The sequence below is a fragment of the Novipirellula rosea genome (assembly GCF_039541335.1).
Classification (GTDB): Bacteria; Planctomycetota; Planctomycetia; order Pirellulales; family Pirellulaceae; genus Novipirellula; species Novipirellula rosea.
The window spans coordinates 31,345-48,241 of record NZ_BAABGA010000102.1 but is presented as its reverse complement, the minus strand read 5'-3'; the positions used below and the strand labels follow the sequence as shown (position 1 = coordinate 48,241).

11 protein-coding genes are annotated in these 16,897 nt (G+C 55.2%); 9 read left to right on the top strand and 2 right to left on the bottom strand.

From position 1 onward, the window contains the following. Positions 1-142: 142 nt before the first annotated feature. Together ABD971_RS30150 and ABD971_RS30145 are read left to right on the top strand one after the other, a co-directional pair. Positions 143-1,207 carry a formylglycine-generating enzyme family protein gene (locus tag ABD971_RS30150; RefSeq protein ID WP_345327402.1) on the top strand — a complete coding sequence of 355 codons (1,065 nt, stop codon included), beginning with the start codon at positions 143-145 and terminating at the stop codon, positions 1,205-1,207. A 54-nt stretch (positions 1,208-1,261) separates the two neighbouring features. After that, on the top strand, positions 1,262-2,644 hold the full coding sequence (locus tag ABD971_RS30145) for a Gfo/Idh/MocA family protein (RefSeq protein WP_339937104.1): 1,383 nt from the start codon (positions 1,262-1,264) through the stop codon (positions 2,642-2,644). A gap of 237 nt (positions 2,645-2,881) precedes the next feature. On the opposite strand, the gene dnaE is transcribed toward ABD971_RS30145, so the two are convergent. After that, a complete protein-coding gene (gene dnaE, locus ABD971_RS30140; RefSeq protein WP_345327401.1) occupies positions 2,882-6,460 on the bottom strand; it encodes a DNA polymerase III subunit alpha in 3,579 nt (1,192 codons plus the stop codon). 331 nt (positions 6,461-6,791) lie between these two features. Here dnaE and ABD971_RS30135 point away from each other — a divergent pair, with 331 nt between their 5' ends. The 4 genes from ABD971_RS30135 to ABD971_RS30120 all read left to right on the top strand — a co-directional run bounded on the left by ABD971_RS30135 (position 6,792) and on the right by ABD971_RS30120 (position 12,422). After that, the gene (locus ABD971_RS30135) at positions 6,792-8,342 is read left to right on the top strand and encodes an FMN-binding glutamate synthase family protein (RefSeq protein ID WP_339937100.1); all 1,551 of its coding nucleotides are present in this window, start codon (positions 6,792-6,794) and stop codon (positions 8,340-8,342) included. Between the two features lie 368 nt (positions 8,343-8,710). Then, positions 8,711-9,661: a DoxX family protein gene (locus tag ABD971_RS30130; RefSeq protein ID WP_339937098.1), complete on the top strand. Its 951-nt coding sequence runs from the start codon at positions 8,711-8,713 to the stop codon at positions 9,659-9,661. Between the two features lie 78 nt (positions 9,662-9,739). Then, positions 9,740-11,587, top strand: a complete 1,848-nt coding sequence (locus tag ABD971_RS30125) for a Gfo/Idh/MocA family protein (protein WP_339937096.1) — start codon at positions 9,740-9,742, stop codon at positions 11,585-11,587. A 292-nt stretch (positions 11,588-11,879) separates the two neighbouring features. Further along, positions 11,880-12,422 carry a dihydrofolate reductase family protein gene (locus tag ABD971_RS30120; protein ID WP_345327400.1) on the top strand — a complete coding sequence of 181 codons (543 nt, stop codon included), beginning with the start codon at positions 11,880-11,882 and terminating at the stop codon, positions 12,420-12,422. 127 nt (positions 12,423-12,549) lie between these two features. Here the strand turns inward: ABD971_RS30120 and ABD971_RS30115 are convergent, their stop codons facing one another. Further along, positions 12,550-13,056 (bottom strand): MaoC family dehydratase, encoded by a 507-nt coding sequence (locus tag ABD971_RS30115; RefSeq protein ID WP_339937093.1) that lies wholly within the window; start codon positions 13,054-13,056, stop codon positions 12,550-12,552. A gap of 307 nt (positions 13,057-13,363) precedes the next feature. On the opposite strand from ABD971_RS30115, the gene ABD971_RS30110 reads away from it, so the two are divergent. The 3 genes from ABD971_RS30110 (at position 13,364) to ABD971_RS30100 (ending at position 16,885) form a co-directional block, all read left to right on the top strand. Then, the gene (locus tag ABD971_RS30110; RefSeq protein ID WP_425571394.1) at positions 13,364-14,581 is read left to right on the top strand and encodes an FG-GAP-like repeat-containing protein; all 1,218 of its coding nucleotides are present in this window, start codon (positions 13,364-13,366) and stop codon (positions 14,579-14,581) included. Beyond that, on the top strand, positions 14,578-14,958 hold the full coding sequence (locus ABD971_RS30105) for a nucleotide pyrophosphohydrolase (RefSeq protein WP_345327399.1): 381 nt from the start codon (positions 14,578-14,580) through the stop codon (positions 14,956-14,958). The genes ABD971_RS30110 and ABD971_RS30105 overlap by 4 nt, the downstream gene beginning before the upstream one ends. A 181-nt stretch (positions 14,959-15,139) precedes the next feature. Then, positions 15,140-16,885 (top strand): flagellar basal body P-ring protein FlgI, encoded by a 1,746-nt coding sequence (locus ABD971_RS30100; protein WP_345327398.1) that lies wholly within the window; start codon positions 15,140-15,142, stop codon positions 16,883-16,885. Positions 16,886-16,897 lie beyond the last annotated feature (12 nt).

Sequence of the window (16,897 nt, the reverse complement as noted above, 5' to 3'; positions counted from 1 at the left end):
AACTCAATCAGCTGTCCCCGACGTCGGGGGAGCGTTCTCCGCCAGGCAAAAGTCGCGGACAATTAATACACAACGCTCCGCTCGGTGGCTATAATCGCTGGACAGTTCCGCCCCTCATTCCCACCTTAACCCAACTCGGACGATGCTTTCGACCCCTCAAACCCGTTTACTACTGCCGACTGCCGCTGTTTTTGCAGTGGCGTTTGCCCATTTTTCCGCCGCTGCGGACAACGCGGTACTGGATGTCCCGGACGCCGTTGCGACGACCGAAGCGGAGATGAAACCCTACGCCGAACCGATCGAGCATACCGAATTAGCGATCGAAATGGTTCCGATCAAAGGGGGCACGTTCACGATGGGGACGCCCGAGAGCGAAGCGGATCGCAACGAGGACGAAGGGCCGCAGCGTGAAGTCACAGTCGATCCCTTTTGGATGGGCAAGTACGAAATCACGTGGGACCAATATGATGTCTGGAGCGAGCAGATGGATCAACGACGTCGTCAGATGTTGTCGATCCCGGCAACGCCGCGAGACGAAATCGTTGATGGAATATCCAAGCCGACCGAACCTTACACCGACATGAGTTTTGGGATGGGCAAGGAACGCTATCCCGCGATCAGCATGACGCAACACGCGGCACGCACGTTTTGCAAATGGTTGTCGGCGAAAACAGGCCGTTACTATCGCTTGCCCACCGAGGCGGAATGGGAGTACGCCGCTCGTGCGGGAACTCAAACCGCCTACTCGTTCGGCGATGATCCCGAACAACTTGATGACTACGCGTGGTATTTTGACAACAGCGAAGATGCCTATCACGAAGTCGGTCAAAAGAAACCCAACCCATGGGGACTGTACGACATGCACGGCAACGTTGCCGAATGGGTGCTCGATCAATACGTCGCTGACTTCTATTCACAGAACCCCAAAATCAAAAATCCGTTGGCAATCCCCAGCACACTTTATCCACGCGTTGTACGCGGTGGCGGTTGGGACGATGACCCCGACATGCTTCGCTGCGGCGTTCGCGAAGGATCCAGTGAAGAGTGGAAAGAGCAGGATCCGCAGCTGCCGCAAAGCATCTGGTATCTGACCGACGCCCAGGGTGTGGGGTTCCGCGTCGTCCGGCCACTGACCGAGCCAACGGCGGACGAAAAAACCAACAAATGGGACAAAACCGCCCCTGTGCAATTAGATCCCGAAGAATAGTCATCCACGCTCACCCTCATTCCTTCCTCCCCCCCTATCCTCCGGAACGCTGATATGAAATTAGAGAACAAGTCCCCCAGTTCATCTCGCCGCGAATTTCTGAAAAACAGTAGCCAAGTGGCTGCCGCGACGACCTTGGTTGCCGCGTCGGCTCAGCACGTGCACGCGGCCGAGGACAATACGATCCGCGTCGCCTTGGTTGGCTGTGGAGGCCGTGGGACCGGTGCGGCACTGAACGCTTTGTCGGTTGAAAATGGACCGATTCAACTGGTGGCACTTGCGGATGTTTTTGAAAAGAACCTACGCAGCACGCACACCTCGCTATCGAAACACAAGAAGGTCGGCAGCAAAGTCGATGTCCCCGAAGAACGTCAATTCATTGGTTTTGATGGCTACAAAAAGGCGATCGATTGCCTGCGTCCCGGCGACGTGGTGATTTTCGCGACGCCTCCTGGATTCCGCTGGGTGCATTACACCTACGCGATTGAAAAGGGGTTGAACGTGTTCATGGAAAAACCGGTCACGATCGACGCCCCCACATCGGCGAGAATGTTAGAGATCAACAAGAAGGCATTGGATAAAAATTTGAAGGTCGGCGTCGGATTGATGTGCCGCCACTGTAAAGTTCGCCAAGAGCTGTTTGATCGTATTCAGAACGGCGAGATCGGCGACGTATCACTGTTGCGTGCGTACCGGATGGCGGGACCGACCGCATCGGCAGCGGTGCCGCCCAACACAACCGATCTGAGTGAACTGCAATATCAGATCAAAAACTTCCATGGATTTTTGTGGCTCAGCGGGGGTGCGGTCAGCGATTTCTTGATCCACAACATTGATGAAGCTTGTTGGATGAAAAACGATTGGCCCGTTCGCGTCCACTCGGTCGGCGGCCGTCATTATCGCGGCGACATGATCGACCAAAACTTTGATTCCTACGGGATGGAATACACGTTTGCGGATGGCGCCAAGTTGTTGGTGGACGGACGCACGATCGCTGGCTGCAAGCAGGAATTCGCGAGTTACGCGCACGGCAGCAAGGGATTGGCCGTGATCTCGTCGGCGTCGCACACGCCTGCGAAGAGCCGGATCTACGAGGGGCACAACATGGACAAGAGCAAGTTGCTGTGGGATTGGCCCGAACGCGAAGAGAACCCTTACCAATTGGAATGGGACGATCTGATCGCAGCGATTCGCAACGACACGCCTTATAACGAAGTCGAGCGTGGTGTGATGGCCAGCGCTGTGACATCGATGGGACGCATGGCGGCTCACACGGGTCAAGAGATCACGCTAGAGCAGTTCATGAGCCACGATCACGAGTTCGCTCCCAACATCGCCGACTTGACGCTCGATTCCGAGTCGCCGCTGCAAGCGAACGCCGATGGCCGCTACAGCATCCCGATGCCCGGCTTGGTCAAGAAGCAAGAGTATCTGTAGGAAAACCGGCAAGCGGTTGAATTTTCTGAGCGGTGGCTTTAGTTCGCCGTTTTTGGCTATTTTTGCGTAGCGGAAGTCGTCAAGACTTTCGTTCGCTTGGCGTAGCCCCAACGAAACTCTTGGCGAGTTTCGTTACGTAAGTATTTTTCTACGTGCGAGCGTGCGACCCGGCCGCTTACGCGTCACGGCTCAGAAGGTCAACGAAACGTTTGGCGTGGTCCGCGACGCACATTTGAATTACCGCGACGGTTTCGTCATCATCAATTTGTAGTGCCCGGCACCGAGCAAGTCGTCAACGCGACTGCGAAGTTCTTCGGTGATCTCGACGCGGTACTTTTCACTCTTCAGATGCACGACCTCGCCTTCGTTCAGCGCCAAGCTGAACATCATTTCTTGCGATCCTGGATAGCCTCGCAAGATCTCGCGCAGCCGCGTCATCGTTTCGGGCGTATGGGTCGCCTCGTCAAGCCGCAGCCGCATGCCGTGCGTATACCGCTGACCGAGTCCTTCTAAGGGAATCAGTTCGTCGACGATCAAGTTGGCCTCGTCTCCGCCGCCACGGCGATCCACTTTGCCTTTCGCCAAAACGACCGCATCGGGGACAACATGGTGCCCGATGTCGGCGAATCCTTTTGGCCACACGATACAGCGGATGGCCCCCTGCATGTCTTCGAGGTCAAAGTTCGCATACTTTGACGGAGCGCCTGGTTTCGGGTTTTTGGTATGCGCGATTTTGATCGAACTGATCATCCCACCAAGCGTGACTTCGCCGCGATCTTTGATATCGCCAAGTTTATCGGTCGTGTGAGTTCGGAAAGTGGCTAGTTTGGGCTCGAACTCGGCCAACGGATGGCTGTCGAGATAATACCCGAGAACTTCCTTTTCATAAATCAATTTTTCGCGTTCAGGCCACTCTTCCATTTCCGGAAGTGGGGCCGACACCTTGACGTCCTCTTCTTCCTCTTCGTCATCAAACGCACCAAACAAACTGGCTTGTCCGCTCTTTTTGTCGGCTTGGATCGCGGCTCCGGACTGCAACGCCCGTTCGATCACCGCAACCAATTGGCTTCGTTTGGCACCGAAGCAATCCATGGCGCCTGCTTTGATCAACGTTTCGATCGCCGACTTGTTACAAGCCGATTGGTCAACACGTTCACAGAAGTCATAGATATCTTTGTACGGACCATTCTTCTTGCGTTCTTCGGCAACCGAGATTGCCGTTGCCCCTCCACACCCCTTGATGGCCGAAAGGGCGAAGAAGATTTTACCATCGGCAACCGAGAAGTCAGAATCGCTGCGGTTCACATCGGGGTTGACGACCTCGATGTTCATCCGTTCGCAATCCTCGATGTGCTCGATCAACGCATCTTTACGCTTAAAGTTACGTCCCGAAATATCGCTCGACAGCAATGCTGCCATAAATTCGACGGGGTAGTGCGCCTTTAAGTAGGCCGTTTGAAACGCGATCAATGCGTACGCGGTACTGTGCGATTTATTGAAACCGTAACCCGCAAACTTGACGATAAGATTCCAAATATCTTCGGCATCTTTTTCGGCCAGTCCATTTTCGATACTTCCAGCGATGAAAATATCATGGTTCTGGTTGATCAAGGACTCTTTCTTCTTACTGATCGCCTTAATACAAGTGTAAGCTTTGGAGAGAGGCACATTCCCCAATCGGTTCAGAATCCGCATCACTTGTTCTTGGTAGACCATGATCGAGTTGGTCTCTTCAAGAATTTCTTTGAGCACGGGGTGCTTGTATTCGGGCTCTTGACGACCGTGTTTGATATTCACGTAATCGTCAACCATCCCGCCTTCGAGCGGACCTGGTCGATACAGAGCGGCGGTCGCGATGATGTCGCTGAATTGGTCAGGCTTCATCCGAGTCAACAGGTCACGAATCCCGCCCGACTCGAGCTGGAACACGCCCTTGGTCTCACCTCGCTGCAGCAATGCATACGAAGCTTTGTCGTCCAGCGGGAACTTCAGCGGATCGACGACCTTGCCCGTCGTTTGTTCGATCAATTTGACGGTCCGGCTCATGATCGTCAGGTTACGAAGACCGAGGAAGTCCATCTTCAGCAGCCCCGACGCTTCGACGTCATTCATCGACCACTGGGTGATCACGTCCTGCTTGCCCGGCACCCGGGTGAGCGGCACGTACTCGGGCAGCGGTTTGTCAGCGATCACCACGGCGGCGGCATGCGTTCCGATGTTTCGCGCCAGCCCTTCGATCTTCATCGCCAGGTCTAACAATTCACGAACTTCAGGATCGCCGTCGTAGGTCATTTTCAAGTCGGCACTCTTTTCGAGTGACTTCTTGATCGTGATCTTCAACTCATCGGGGACCATTTCAGTGATCTGGTTCACTCGCCCCAGCGGCATCCCCAGCGCACGTCCGGTGTCTTTGATTGCCGCGCGGGCGGCCAGCGTTCCGAACGTCCCGATTTGGCAAACCATTTCGCTGCCATAACGCCGTTTCACATAATCAATGACCTCGGTGCGACGTTCTTTTTCAAAGTCGATATCGATATCAGGCGGCTCGGTACGACTTTCATCCAAGAATCGCTCAAACAGCAAGTCGTAACGCAGCGGACAGACGTGCGACATGTAAAGTGCGTAACAAACGATCGCCCCTACACCGCTACCACGAGCGGTCGCGGCAATCCCTTGGTCGCGGGCGTAGTTAACAAAGTCCCAAACGATCAAAAAGTACGTGGGGAAACCGAGTTTCTTGATTACGCCAAGCTCTCGATCCAAACGCGCGATCACTTCTTCGGACAACTCGCCATCGACGATTCGCTCGGGATCGCCCGCATAGCGATCGAGCAATCCTTGCACGCAAAGCTCTCGCAGATAGTCGATCGGCGCCTTGTCATCGGGACACGCGAAATTGGGAAAGAAGTGTTTCCCGAACTCGATTTCGATGTCGACCGTATTGGCAATCTCTTGGCTGCGAGCGACCGCGTCCTCGAGCCCCGGGAACTTTTCGTACATCTGATCGGGGCTACGCAAGAAGAACTGGTCGTTCTCCATCTTGAACCGCGACGTATCGGTCCGAAATCGCCCCGTGTTGATACACAACATGATGTCTTGGGCTTCAGAATCCTCTTGATCAACGTAGTGACAATCGCTTGTCGCGACCAACGGTAACCCCATCCGCTTGGCGATATCGACAGCACCTTCCAATTGCATTTTTTGGATCTGCACGTCGTTGTTCATGATTTCGATGAAGTAGCGATCATCGAAAACTTTATGGAACCAACCTGCGATTTCCCGTGCTTCCTTTTCATGCTCGGCGGTATCGACTCCCTTCATCACGGCGCGGCTGAATTCACTGCTGACACAGCCCGACAAACAGATCAGCCCCTCGCTGTACTTTTCCAGAATCTCTTTGTCGATTCGCGGCTTGAAGTAGAAGCCTTCGAGCGAGGCGGCCGAGGCGAGCTTGACCAGGTTTCCGAAACCGACACGGTTTTTTGCCAACAGCGTCAAGTGATAGCTGGCGTCCTTACTACTGCTAGCGCCCCCCTTATCGAATCGACTGCCCGGCGCGATATAAGCTTCGTAACCGATAATCGGATTGATACCGGCCCCTTTTGCCTTGCGATAAAATTCGAGCGCACCGTGCAAGTTACCGTGATCGGTCAGCGCCATCGCGTTCATACCATGGCTGACACAGCGATCCACCAGCCGGCCGATATCGCCGGCTCCGTCGAGCAGACTGTAATGGCTATGGCAATGCAGATGGACAAACGGCTTCGGTTGCGGCGAAGCGGCTTGGCTCAAATCGGTGATGATCGATGCGTTCATAGTGGGGGGCTCCATTTCCTTTGTGCCAGGGCAAGACTCGGCTCTAAGTTAGCCTAGCAATCCCGCCTGCTTCGGTCATCGACTTGACAAAGGAATTTTCTCACTCAAAACGCACGATCTCTGAATTTCCGAGGATTTTCAGCGGTTGCTCATTTTGAGCAAGTGATCCTGCACGTATTCTTCGCCCCCTTATTTTTCGGTATCTGGGCTCGATGCCTCACTGCGACACGAACCGGGGGGGCATGCTACGATGGTTGATACACCGATTCGCGTGACCATTCGGACCGAAATCGATGCCAACGCGCTTCTTTTCCTCTGCAAGGTCTCCACCATGTTTGACGCAATGAGCAACCACTGGCTAATGCTTTCGCTCGGTTGCGTTGCCGGTTTCTTGGCGTTGGTGTTTGTGTTTGATGTCTTCATTCAGAAGAAGCACACGATCATGCACAACTTTCCGATCGTGGGTCACATCCGCTATTGGCTAGAGACGGTGGGTCCCGAGATGCGACAGTACTGGGTCGCCAACGACAAAGAGGAGATGCCGTTTAATCGAGACGAGCGGAGCTGGATCTACGCCTCGGCCAAAGGAGAAAACAATAACTTCGGCTTTGGCACCACCGAACAGATCTACGGGATCGGTTACCCGATCATCAAACATGCGGTCTTTCCGTTTCCCGAGAGCAAGGCGGAACACGTGGGCGATGACCCGACGTACATTCCATGCCTAAAGGTAATGGGCGAATCCCATGGCCGAGCTCGTCCCTTTCAGCCTCAATCGGTGATCAACATCTCGGCGATGTCCTTTGGTTCGCTGGGATCCAAGGCCGTCGCGGCGATGAATATCGGTGCCAAAAAAGCAAACTGTTTTCACAACACCGGCGAAGGCGGCGTCAGCCCCTATCATTGCCATGGCGCCGACATCATGTGGCAATTAGGGACCGGATACTTCGGGGCTCGCGACCGTGACGGTCGCTTCTCGATCGATGTTGTCGCGGCCAAAGTCGAGCAAAACGCATCGATCCGCTGCATTGAAATCAAACTTTCGCAAGGAGCCAAGCCTGGCAAAGGAGGCATTTTGCCGGGCAAAAAGGTCACTGCCGAAATCGCCTTCGCGCGCGATGTCCCGGTCGGTGTCGATTGCATTTCTCCCAACGCTCACTCGGAATTCGACACCGTCGATGAATTAATCGACTGGATTGAAATGATCGCCGATCGCACTGGACTTCCCGTGGGCATCAAAAGTGCGATCGGCAACGGGGGTTTCTGGAAAGAACTGGCCCAACGAATGCGAGAGCGACGCCAAGGCCCCGATTTCATCACGATCGATGGTGGCGAAGGGGGCACCGGAGCCGCACCGCTGGCGTTCGCCGACCACGTCTCGCTGCCATTTAAAATCGGCTTTTCGCGGGTCTATCCGATTTTTCAAGAAGCGGGCATTTCCAACGACATCGTTTGGATTGGCAGTGGCAAGTTGGGGTTTCCCGACCGCGCTGTGATCGCCTTTGCGATGGGCTGTGACGCCATTCAAATTGCCCGTGAATCGATGATGGCGATCGGCTGCATCCAGTCGCTCAAATGCCACACCGACCATTGTCCCGCCGGAGTCGCCACTCAGAACCGTTGGCTGCAAGCCGGATTGAACGTGGACGAGAAGGCGGAACGGATGGCAAGATTCATCAAAAGCTTCCGCAAGGAACTGCTGTCGTTGTCCTACGCATGCGGCTATCAGCATCCTTGTCAATTTAGTGGCAAAGAGATTGAGTTCAGCACCGGGGTAAACAAGTTTTCTCAATTGCATGAAGTGCTCGGCTACACTCGTGATACCACCGGGCTGAAAGAAACTCGCTCGGTTAACGCCGCCAAGCCCGAACTGGTCAAGTAGCTCGCTGCCGTGTTTGGGGCAGGTCGGGCAGGTCGGAGCAGAGCAGCGCAGGTCGGAGCAGGGCAGGGCAGGGGATCGACGCTGCAGCGAACTCGCTCGCAGCATCCCCGATCAATAGCAGCCGATCAATAGCAGCCGATCAATAGCACCGGACCAATGGCGCCGGATCGTTAGCACCGGATCTGTGACAAAAGCTGCGGCTGTAATTTTGCAGCCTTTATCCTTGGCGATTTAGGGTCAACTTGCCATAATAGCCCCCAGCGTGACCGGGTTTTTGATAGAATCCCCCCCCTACCAACCCACCTTTCCCTGTCGTGGACACCCTCACGATGGGTTCTTGCTTGCCCTTTGTTTGGAGTCTGCCTTCCGTGAGAAAGCTTGTTTTGTTGCCGCTGCGTTTGGCCGTTGGCTGGGGGCTTTCTCCAAGACTATTGGGATTGGTCGGCATGACCATGTTGGTGCTTTTGCGTCTGACGGTGGGTTGGCATTTTTACACCGAAGGGATCGAGAAGTATTCTTCGGGGAATTGGACCGCCACACCGTTTTTTGCCAATGCAAAAGGACCTTTTGCCGAACATTATCGTGGACTTGTCTGGGATAATGAGGGTAAAATTCGATTAGACCGCGAACGTGTCGACCAGGAATGGAAATACTTGTGGGCGTTGGTTAGCGACCACTACAAATTCGACGGAAAACAAAATCGCCAAGCCCAAGACGCCTACAAAAGTGCGTTGCAGCAATATGACTGGGCGATCGAAGAGCACGCCAACGATTTAGAAGAATACGAGCTTGGAAAAGAACGCCAAGCTAAAATGGATCGGGATCCCGTGCGTAGCGGAGTTTCAAGTTTAAGCGGACAGCGCGAAACCATTCGCAAAGAATGGAATAGCAAAGGTGCTGGCGCGATGGATGAAATCGAAAAAATCTGGAAGAACTACTCCTCGTCATTGCTGGCGATCGCGACTCCGGAACAGATCGCGACTCATTCTGATTTCAAACCGACACTGCCTCGTTCGGCCCGGATCGACACCAGCGTGATTGATGCGATGGTGCCTTACTTTGACATCGCCGTAGGGTTGTGTCTGTTGTTTGGCCTGTTCACTCCGGTCGCAGCGTTAGCGGCCGCTGGTTTCCTCGCTTCGGTCTTCCTTAGCCAATATCCTCCCACATCGGGCCCGGGATCGACCTATTACCAACTGATCGAAGCGATGGCGTGCCTTGTCCTTGCCGGCACGGGCGCAGGACGTTTCGCAGGTCTGGATTATTTCCTACATCTGATCGTACGCAAATTTTGCGGCCCGGAACCCGCCGAAGCCTAATCCGGATCCGCATCCAATTGGATCCGCATTTCCACTCTTTCAAAACAACGACTCAACATAGCGACAAGGTACAGAACGATGGTCGACAAACTTTCTGCTGAAGAACGAAAAGTTGGCGAAGACAACTATTACGAAGCCGTGGGAAGTTACTACGACGTCAATCGTCGTGACTTTCTGCGTGGCATTGTTGCCGCGGGTGCCGTCAGCGGTGCGGGACTCGGGGCGGCCTACTTTGGCTACGGCAAAGTCAAAGATCCGGTCCGCGTCGCGGTGATTGGGACCGGCGACGAAGGCAACGTTTTGATCGGTGGCTGTAACCCCGATTACGTCGAGGTCAAAGCGATCTGCGACATCCGCCCCTACAGCGAACACCGCGCCTTCCACGGAGATTGGTCCAGTTCGTCGGCATTGGTGCGGCGTCCCGGACTGATCAGCGTCGCGGGCTACAAGGACGAAGCCGAGGCGCGGCGAAACGTCAAGGTTTACAACGCCGAAAACGGCGGGATCATGGAGTGCCTGAAGAACCCCGACATCGAAGCGGTGATCATCGCATTGCCGCTTTGGCTACACGCCCCCGTGGCCGCTTTGGCGATGGAAAAAGGGCTGCACGTGCTGACCGAAAAATTGATGGCACACAACGTCGCGCAGTGCAAAGTCATGTCGCGAATGGCGGGAGAACTCAAAGATCAAAACGGCAACCCGCTGCATTTGGCCACCGGTCACCAACGTCATTACAACGTGAAATATGACAACGCGATCAACCTGATTCGCTGGGGTCTTCTCGGCCAATTGCACCACATCCGTGCCCAATGGCACCGCGGCAATCTGCCCGGTGGCGATAGTTGGTCGATGCCGCTTCCCGGCGGTGAAAAGATCGTCGGTAGCGACAAGAAATTCGACCGCATCGCCCGCGACTTGGCCCACCGTGTCAATCAATTGAAAACGGAAAAGGATCCCGACGAGATCGTGCGATTGCAGAACGAAATCGCCTTGTGGACGGCCTGGGATCAAGACAAAAACGTTGACCCCAAGGAGTTCGGCTACAAAGATTTCACGTTGCAAGGCAAGATCTTCACCGCGATGGAAGAACTGCATCGCTGGCGTCTGTTTGATCGCACCGGGGCCGGTTTGATGGCCGAACTTGGCAGCCATCAACTCGACGCCGTCAGCATCTTCCTGAGCTCGCTGCGTGACGATGGCAAGAAGGTGCATCCGCTTAGCGTGCATGCCGTCGGCGGCCGCCACATCATGCCGCTGGATCGCGAAGTCGGTGACCATGTTTACTGCATGTACGAGTTCCCTGGCCCTGAGTACTCCGAAACCTTCGACGTCGGCTACTATGACCGCGTTGAAAAGTATCCGAACGAAAAGAACCCCGGCAACGGCCCGGTTCCTGGCTACGACACCGACCCCAACAAGAAGGTCGTCGTCACCTATTCGTCGATCAACGGAAACGGATTCGGCGGCTGGGGCGAAGTGGTCCTGGGCAGCAAGGGCACGCTGATCTTGGACAAAGAAACCGACGTCATGCTGTACCGCAACAGCGACACCAGCAGCAAGGTTGGGATCGCCAAGAAGAGCGGCGGCTACGCACTGGACACCAGCGCCAGTGGTGACTTTGCCGCACCCGTGGCGAAAGCTGCCGACTCGGGACCGGTCAGCCGTGGTTACCGCGAAGAGATCGAGCACTGGGCCTACTGCATCCGCAACCCCGACAAAGAAAACCGCCCCCGCTGTTACCCCGCGGTTGCCATGGGCGACGCGGTCATCGCGTTGGGCACCAATGTCGCTCTGAAGAACGCAAACGCGGGCAAGGGCGGTTATCTGGAATTCAAGGAAGAGTGGTTCGATATCGACAACGATGCAACGCCTGATGGCAGCAAGATCGCCGTCGAACGCGAATTCATGAAAAAGCCGGTGGCTTAAAGCGGCGGCAAGCCCGACATCTTGGTAGCGAAACTCACGCGTGAGTTTCGTGCGGGCTGAGCTTACAAAGACAAAGCTTACCAAGACAGAAATTTAAACGGCGTGATTCCACTCACGCCGTTTTTTGTTTGCGCCGACCCGATGCCGAAAGCTGCCTCAGGTGAGACGGCCCCAAAGTCTCGAGCACGACTTTCGCGACCAGCATGAGAATCTACATTAATGCGAAGTTTTTGTGCCCCCAACGCAGCGTTTGCTGAGCCAAAAGCGACCGTCATCGATGCAAGGAAATTCAATGTCCGCGAAAGCATCTGTTTTCATCGCCACCAGCCTCGATGGGTTCATCGCCCGTCCCGATGGCAATCTGGATTGGCTCGACGAAGCGAACCGCACTGTTCCCGCCGGAGAAGATTGCGGTTACGCAGCTTTCATGAGTTCGGTTGACGTGCTGGTGATGGGCCGCAAGACCTTTGAGAAGGTTCGCTCCTTCGGCGACTGGCCCTACGGCGATACCAACGTGGTTGTGATGAGCCGAACCCCGGTAGCGTTTCCTGCCGATTTCCCAAAATGCGTTACCCACTCGTCAGAAACACCGGCGGATCTCCATCGCCGATTGTCCGGCGATGGTGCCAAACATCTCTATATCGACGGCGGCAACACAGTACGACGTTTCCTCAATGCGGGTTTGATCGATGAGATCACCCTTACCGTCATCCCGGTACTGATAGGCGACGGCATCCCACTGTTTGGTCCGCTTGAAAAAGACATCAAGCTAACTCACCTCACCACCAAGATTTTCGATTGCGGGTTCGTGCAAACGAAGTACGCGGTCGTTTAAGGACTGCTGAAACATCGCTCCCAGGCTGCGCTCGGGAGAGGTGCCTCGGACGAATGCCTTGCTCCGCGGCATGAAGGTCCGCAGTAACTTGCTGCCAATCGGATTGGGCGAGCGAGCGATTACGAGTCTAGCGAGGTGGCAGCGAGCCACGTTGTGTGTGTTCCCCGTTGCTCAAATGGCGTGCTCGTGAACGAGTCGCCACCAGGGTGACGAAGTTACCACGCTGGACGACCCGGCCATGCTGGTTGACCAATTGGCGAAGCCAGGTTACGCGGCCGGCACGACGGCCATGCTGTTGAATTTGCACGACCTCGGTGACGACCTGTACCCGGTCGCCAAAGAAGATTGGAGCTTCGAATTGCCAATCCGAGATCCCGACCAAGGCCAGCGTGGATGCGTTGGGATGATCGCTGCCTAGCCCCGCCAGCACACTCAGTCCCAGCAAGCCGTGAGCGACCGGTTCTCCGAACGGCGACGCCGAGCTTTCGCTGCAATGCAACGAATCGTGATCACCGGTCAAGCGGGCAAAATCGGCAACATCCTCTCCCGTGATTTCACGCCAAGGGCTCGACCAACGGTCGCCAATGTTCATGTCCTCAAGAAAAAGCGGCTTAGTGTCGGTGATGTGATTCAACGATCGCTCGAATTGTGGCTTGAGGTTCGTGCATGGACGGCTGCCCCACACACAAGGGGTGAATGAACGTATAATCATGCCGTGAAATGAAAGAAATCAAAAGGCGTCTTTGCAGCAATTACAATAAAACTCGTTTTTGCAGCTGCAAGCGATCGGATTACATCAGGTGAGAAATTTATTCGTTTTCCAGTCGGACTTTGAACTTCTCGGCTTTGAATCCCGTCTCTTCAATTTCGTTCCTCGTTAATACTTTCCTCCCTAGCCTATCCCCACCCCTCACCCAACCCAACCCACCCGCGGAGAAGAAGTGTTCACATTGCTCCCCAAAAACAGATGTTTTCCAGTCATTTCCGGCACCTTGCTGGCTCTGACAACGGTTTTGTTCGCGTTCTCCAGCTCCGCGGCGGCAGAATCCCCCGCAGCGACGTTTCATGCCAGACGGATCGCATTGGATGCCAACGAAGGGATCGCCGCAGGTGACATCGATGGCGACGGCAAAACCGATTTGGTCGCAGGCCGCTACTGGTTCTCCGCCACCGATTGGGCCGCACGCCCGTTGCGTCAAATTGACGACTGGAACGGCTACGTGCAAAGCAACGGCGATTTTCTGTTCGACGTCAACGACGATGGACGACTTGATGTGATCGCCGGGTCGTTTGTACCGAGCGAGGTCTATTGGTACGAAAACCCCGGTCCCGAAGCGCTGCGACTGGGAAAAATGTGGCCCAAACACCTGCTGGTCGATACCCAAAAGTCACAAAACGAGGCGCAATTGATGCACGACCTCGATGGCGATGGGGTCCCCGAATGGATCGTCAACAGTTGGGCCAAAGATGCGCCGACGATGGTTTGGCGACTGGTAAAGAAAACCACTCCGGTGAGCAAAGAAGATCCGGCCGCCTACGAGTTTGTCCCTCATCAATTGGCCGCACGAGGCAATTCGCACGGCATGGGCATCGGCGATATCAACCATGATGGACGTCTGGACGTGCTGACCGGCAAAGGATGGTACGAGCAACCCGAATCTGCGGCGTGGGAAAACGAGTGGACATTTCACGACAACTGGGAACTGCACGCCAGCATCCCGATGATCGTCGTCGACTTGGATGACGATGGCGACAACGATTTGATCTATGGCAATGGACACAACTACGGATTGTTGTGGAAAGAAAACACGGGAGTCGACGAAAACGGCACCATTGAATTCACCGAACACGAAATTGACCGCAGTTTTAGCCAGCCGCATACGCTCGCCTGGGCCGATCTGGACGGCGACGGTGCGTCCGAGTTGATTACCGGCAAACGTTATTACGGACACAATGGGAACGACCCCGGTGGAAACGAGATGCCTTGCTTGTATTACTACGACTGGAACCCCAAAGAGAAAACGTTCACACGACACACGATCGAAGAGGGGCATGTCGGCTGCGGTTTGCAAATCGTGACCGCTCAGCTGAACGACGATGACAAAACCGACATCGCAGTCGCTGGCAAAAGTGGCACCTATTTGTTGCTAGCAAAATGAGCACGGAAACGACGACTTGTGAGCCGGGTTCGCCCGAGCCTGCTTCGCTCACGATCCGCCAAGCGCAGGAGCAGGTGGACCAGTGGATCCAAACGATTGGTGTTCGCTATTTCGACGAGATGACGAATCTGGCCCAGCTTGTTGAAGAGGTGGGCGAGGTGGCTCGCATTCTGTCGCGAACCTGTGGCGAGCAATCTTGCAAGCCAGGCACGAATTTGGGGGATCTGGGCGACGAATTGGCGGACGTGCTATTCGTCACGATTTGCTTGGCAAATCAGTCGGGGATCGATTTAAGTAAGGCTCTGCAGCGTAATTTGGACAAGAAGACACGGCGAGATGCGACGCGGCACCACGACAACCCGAAACTTCAGCCCTAACGCAAAAACGTAACGGCTCAATGCTTGGATCGCGGAAACTCTTGACGGCTTCCGCTACGACGACCAGCCCTTATTTTGAGCCCGGAGAACACCGATCGCACATTTCTATTGATCCCAAGTGGCATCGTAAGCTATCACCCACCAGATCTAGTTCATTTCTCGATTGCCACCGAGTCAGCTGATGCAAGGCAGGAAGCCAAAAGTCATTATCGATTCCGTCCCCGGGCGTGTTCGCATCCACGTGTTGATGGCAGTCTGCGTTGCCGTGATTGCGGCCGGCGGATGCACGTCGTTTTGGCACGGCGGAGCCGACGAGAACGATAAGGACGCCCGACTTCGCGAATTGATGAAAGTCCCTAAGCCGCCGGATTTGATCCGTGACGCTTCGATTGTGCAGGGGATGAACACGATTCAAGTCGATGGCGTTGCCGCGATCAATGGACTTGCTGGCACCGGTGCTGCGGCGATCCCTTCGGTGTTTCGCGATCAATTGCTCGAAGAAATGCGTCGTCATGAGGTCCAAGACCCGAACCATTTTCTTGAGCTGAATGAAACCGCCTTGGTCCGCGTGCGTGCCTACGTCCCGCCCGGTGCCCGTCGTGGCGATCCAGTGGACCTAAAAATCAGCTCGCCGCCACGAACCGAAGTGACCGATTTGCATGGCGGGTGGATGCTCGAATCGCGACTCCGCCATCAACAGGTACTGCAGAGCAGCGTGCGACAAAGTGAAGTGATGATTGTCGGTACCGGTCCGGTGCTGACACGCGCCGACCATGATCCGGCAACCGACGCCGCCTATCGAATTGAAGGCCGAGTCCTGGGTGGCGGCCGAATCCAGATCAGCCGTAAACTCGGTTTGATCCTGCGACCTGAATTCCAACACGTCAAAATGGCTTCGGCGATCACGGACGCCATTAACCGACGCTTCTATTTCTTTGATGGCACCACCCGTCGAGGCATCGCCAAAGCGATCGAAGACGACTACATCGAAATCGAAGTCCATCCACGTTACCGAGACAACATCGGCCGCATGATGGCGGTGGTCCGTGCGATGGGAGTCGCACCGGAATCCTCGGCGACGCAAACCCGATTGGTCAACCTGGGCAAACGATTGTCCGAACCGGCCACGTCCTCCGATGCCGCACTGCAACTCGAAGGCCTGGGAGACAGCGCCATCCCGACGCTGCTGCAAGGCATTAAATCCAGCAATCCTGAACTCCGCTTCTATGCCGCCGAAGCGTTGGCGTATCTCGATCGCCCCGAAGCGATTGAACCGTTGGTCGAAGCGGCAGTGCAAACCAGTGCGTTTCGCCATCCTGCCTTGTTAGCCCTGCAGGGGATGGAACAACAACTGGCAATTGAGGGTTTGGCTCGCCTGATGAACGAAAGCAGCCTGGAAACTCGCTACGGTGCATTCTGTAGCATTCGTCGCCGTCCGGACGGTCGTCAACATTTAAACGGCCGAGTCGTTGGCACCACATTCCGAATGTATGAAGTCGCCCCCGATGGTCCTGCGGCCGTCATCGTTTCGCTACGCGAAAAACCCGAAATCGTTTTGATGGGACGCCCGCAAGCTTTGCAAATTGGATCGTTTTTGATGGGCCCCTCGGGGCTGATCTTGAAAAACGACAGCGAAAAACCGGGATACCTTCGCATCAGCCGCTTTCAGGCCGGCCAGGATGATCGTCTCTTGATCGTCCCCAGTTCGCTGGCGATGGTGATAGAAGGGATCGCGGAAGTCGGCGGCGGTTACGGCGATGTCGTCGCCGTGCTGCGAGAAGCGAAAAAGAAAGGTTTCTTGGTAGACCAATTGGCGATCGACCCGTTGCCCCATTCGATGCGAACCTATTTCCGCGACGACCATCATGACGGGAATGACGAAGAGGACGCGGCGCCGGAGTCCGATACGGCGCTGCCGATCGAGTAGCACCGGGTAGAG

What these genes read in the sequence shown, in the direction of transcription:
- ABD971_RS30120 (WP_345327400.1), top strand. Translation starts at nt 11,880, where the DNA reads ATGTCCGCGAAAGCATCTGTTTTCATCGCCACCAGCCTCGATGGGTTC.
- ABD971_RS30100 (WP_345327398.1), top strand. Translation starts at nt 15,140, where the DNA reads ATGCAAGGCAGGAAGCCAAAAGTCATTATCGATTCCGTCCCCGGGCGT.
- ABD971_RS30105 (WP_345327399.1), top strand. Translation starts at nt 14,578, where the DNA reads ATGAGCACGGAAACGACGACTTGTGAGCCGGGTTCGCCCGAGCCTGCT.
- dnaE (WP_345327401.1), bottom strand. Translation starts at nt 6,460, where the DNA reads ATGAACGCATCGATCATCACCGATTTGAGCCAAGCCGCTTCGCCGCAA.
- ABD971_RS30135 (WP_339937100.1), top strand. Translation starts at nt 6,792, where the DNA reads ATGTTTGACGCAATGAGCAACCACTGGCTAATGCTTTCGCTCGGTTGC.
- ABD971_RS30150 (WP_345327402.1), top strand. Translation starts at nt 143, where the DNA reads ATGCTTTCGACCCCTCAAACCCGTTTACTACTGCCGACTGCCGCTGTT.
- ABD971_RS30125 (WP_339937096.1), top strand. Translation starts at nt 9,740, where the DNA reads ATGGTCGACAAACTTTCTGCTGAAGAACGAAAAGTTGGCGAAGACAAC.
- ABD971_RS30145 (WP_339937104.1), top strand. Translation starts at nt 1,262, where the DNA reads ATGAAATTAGAGAACAAGTCCCCCAGTTCATCTCGCCGCGAATTTCTG.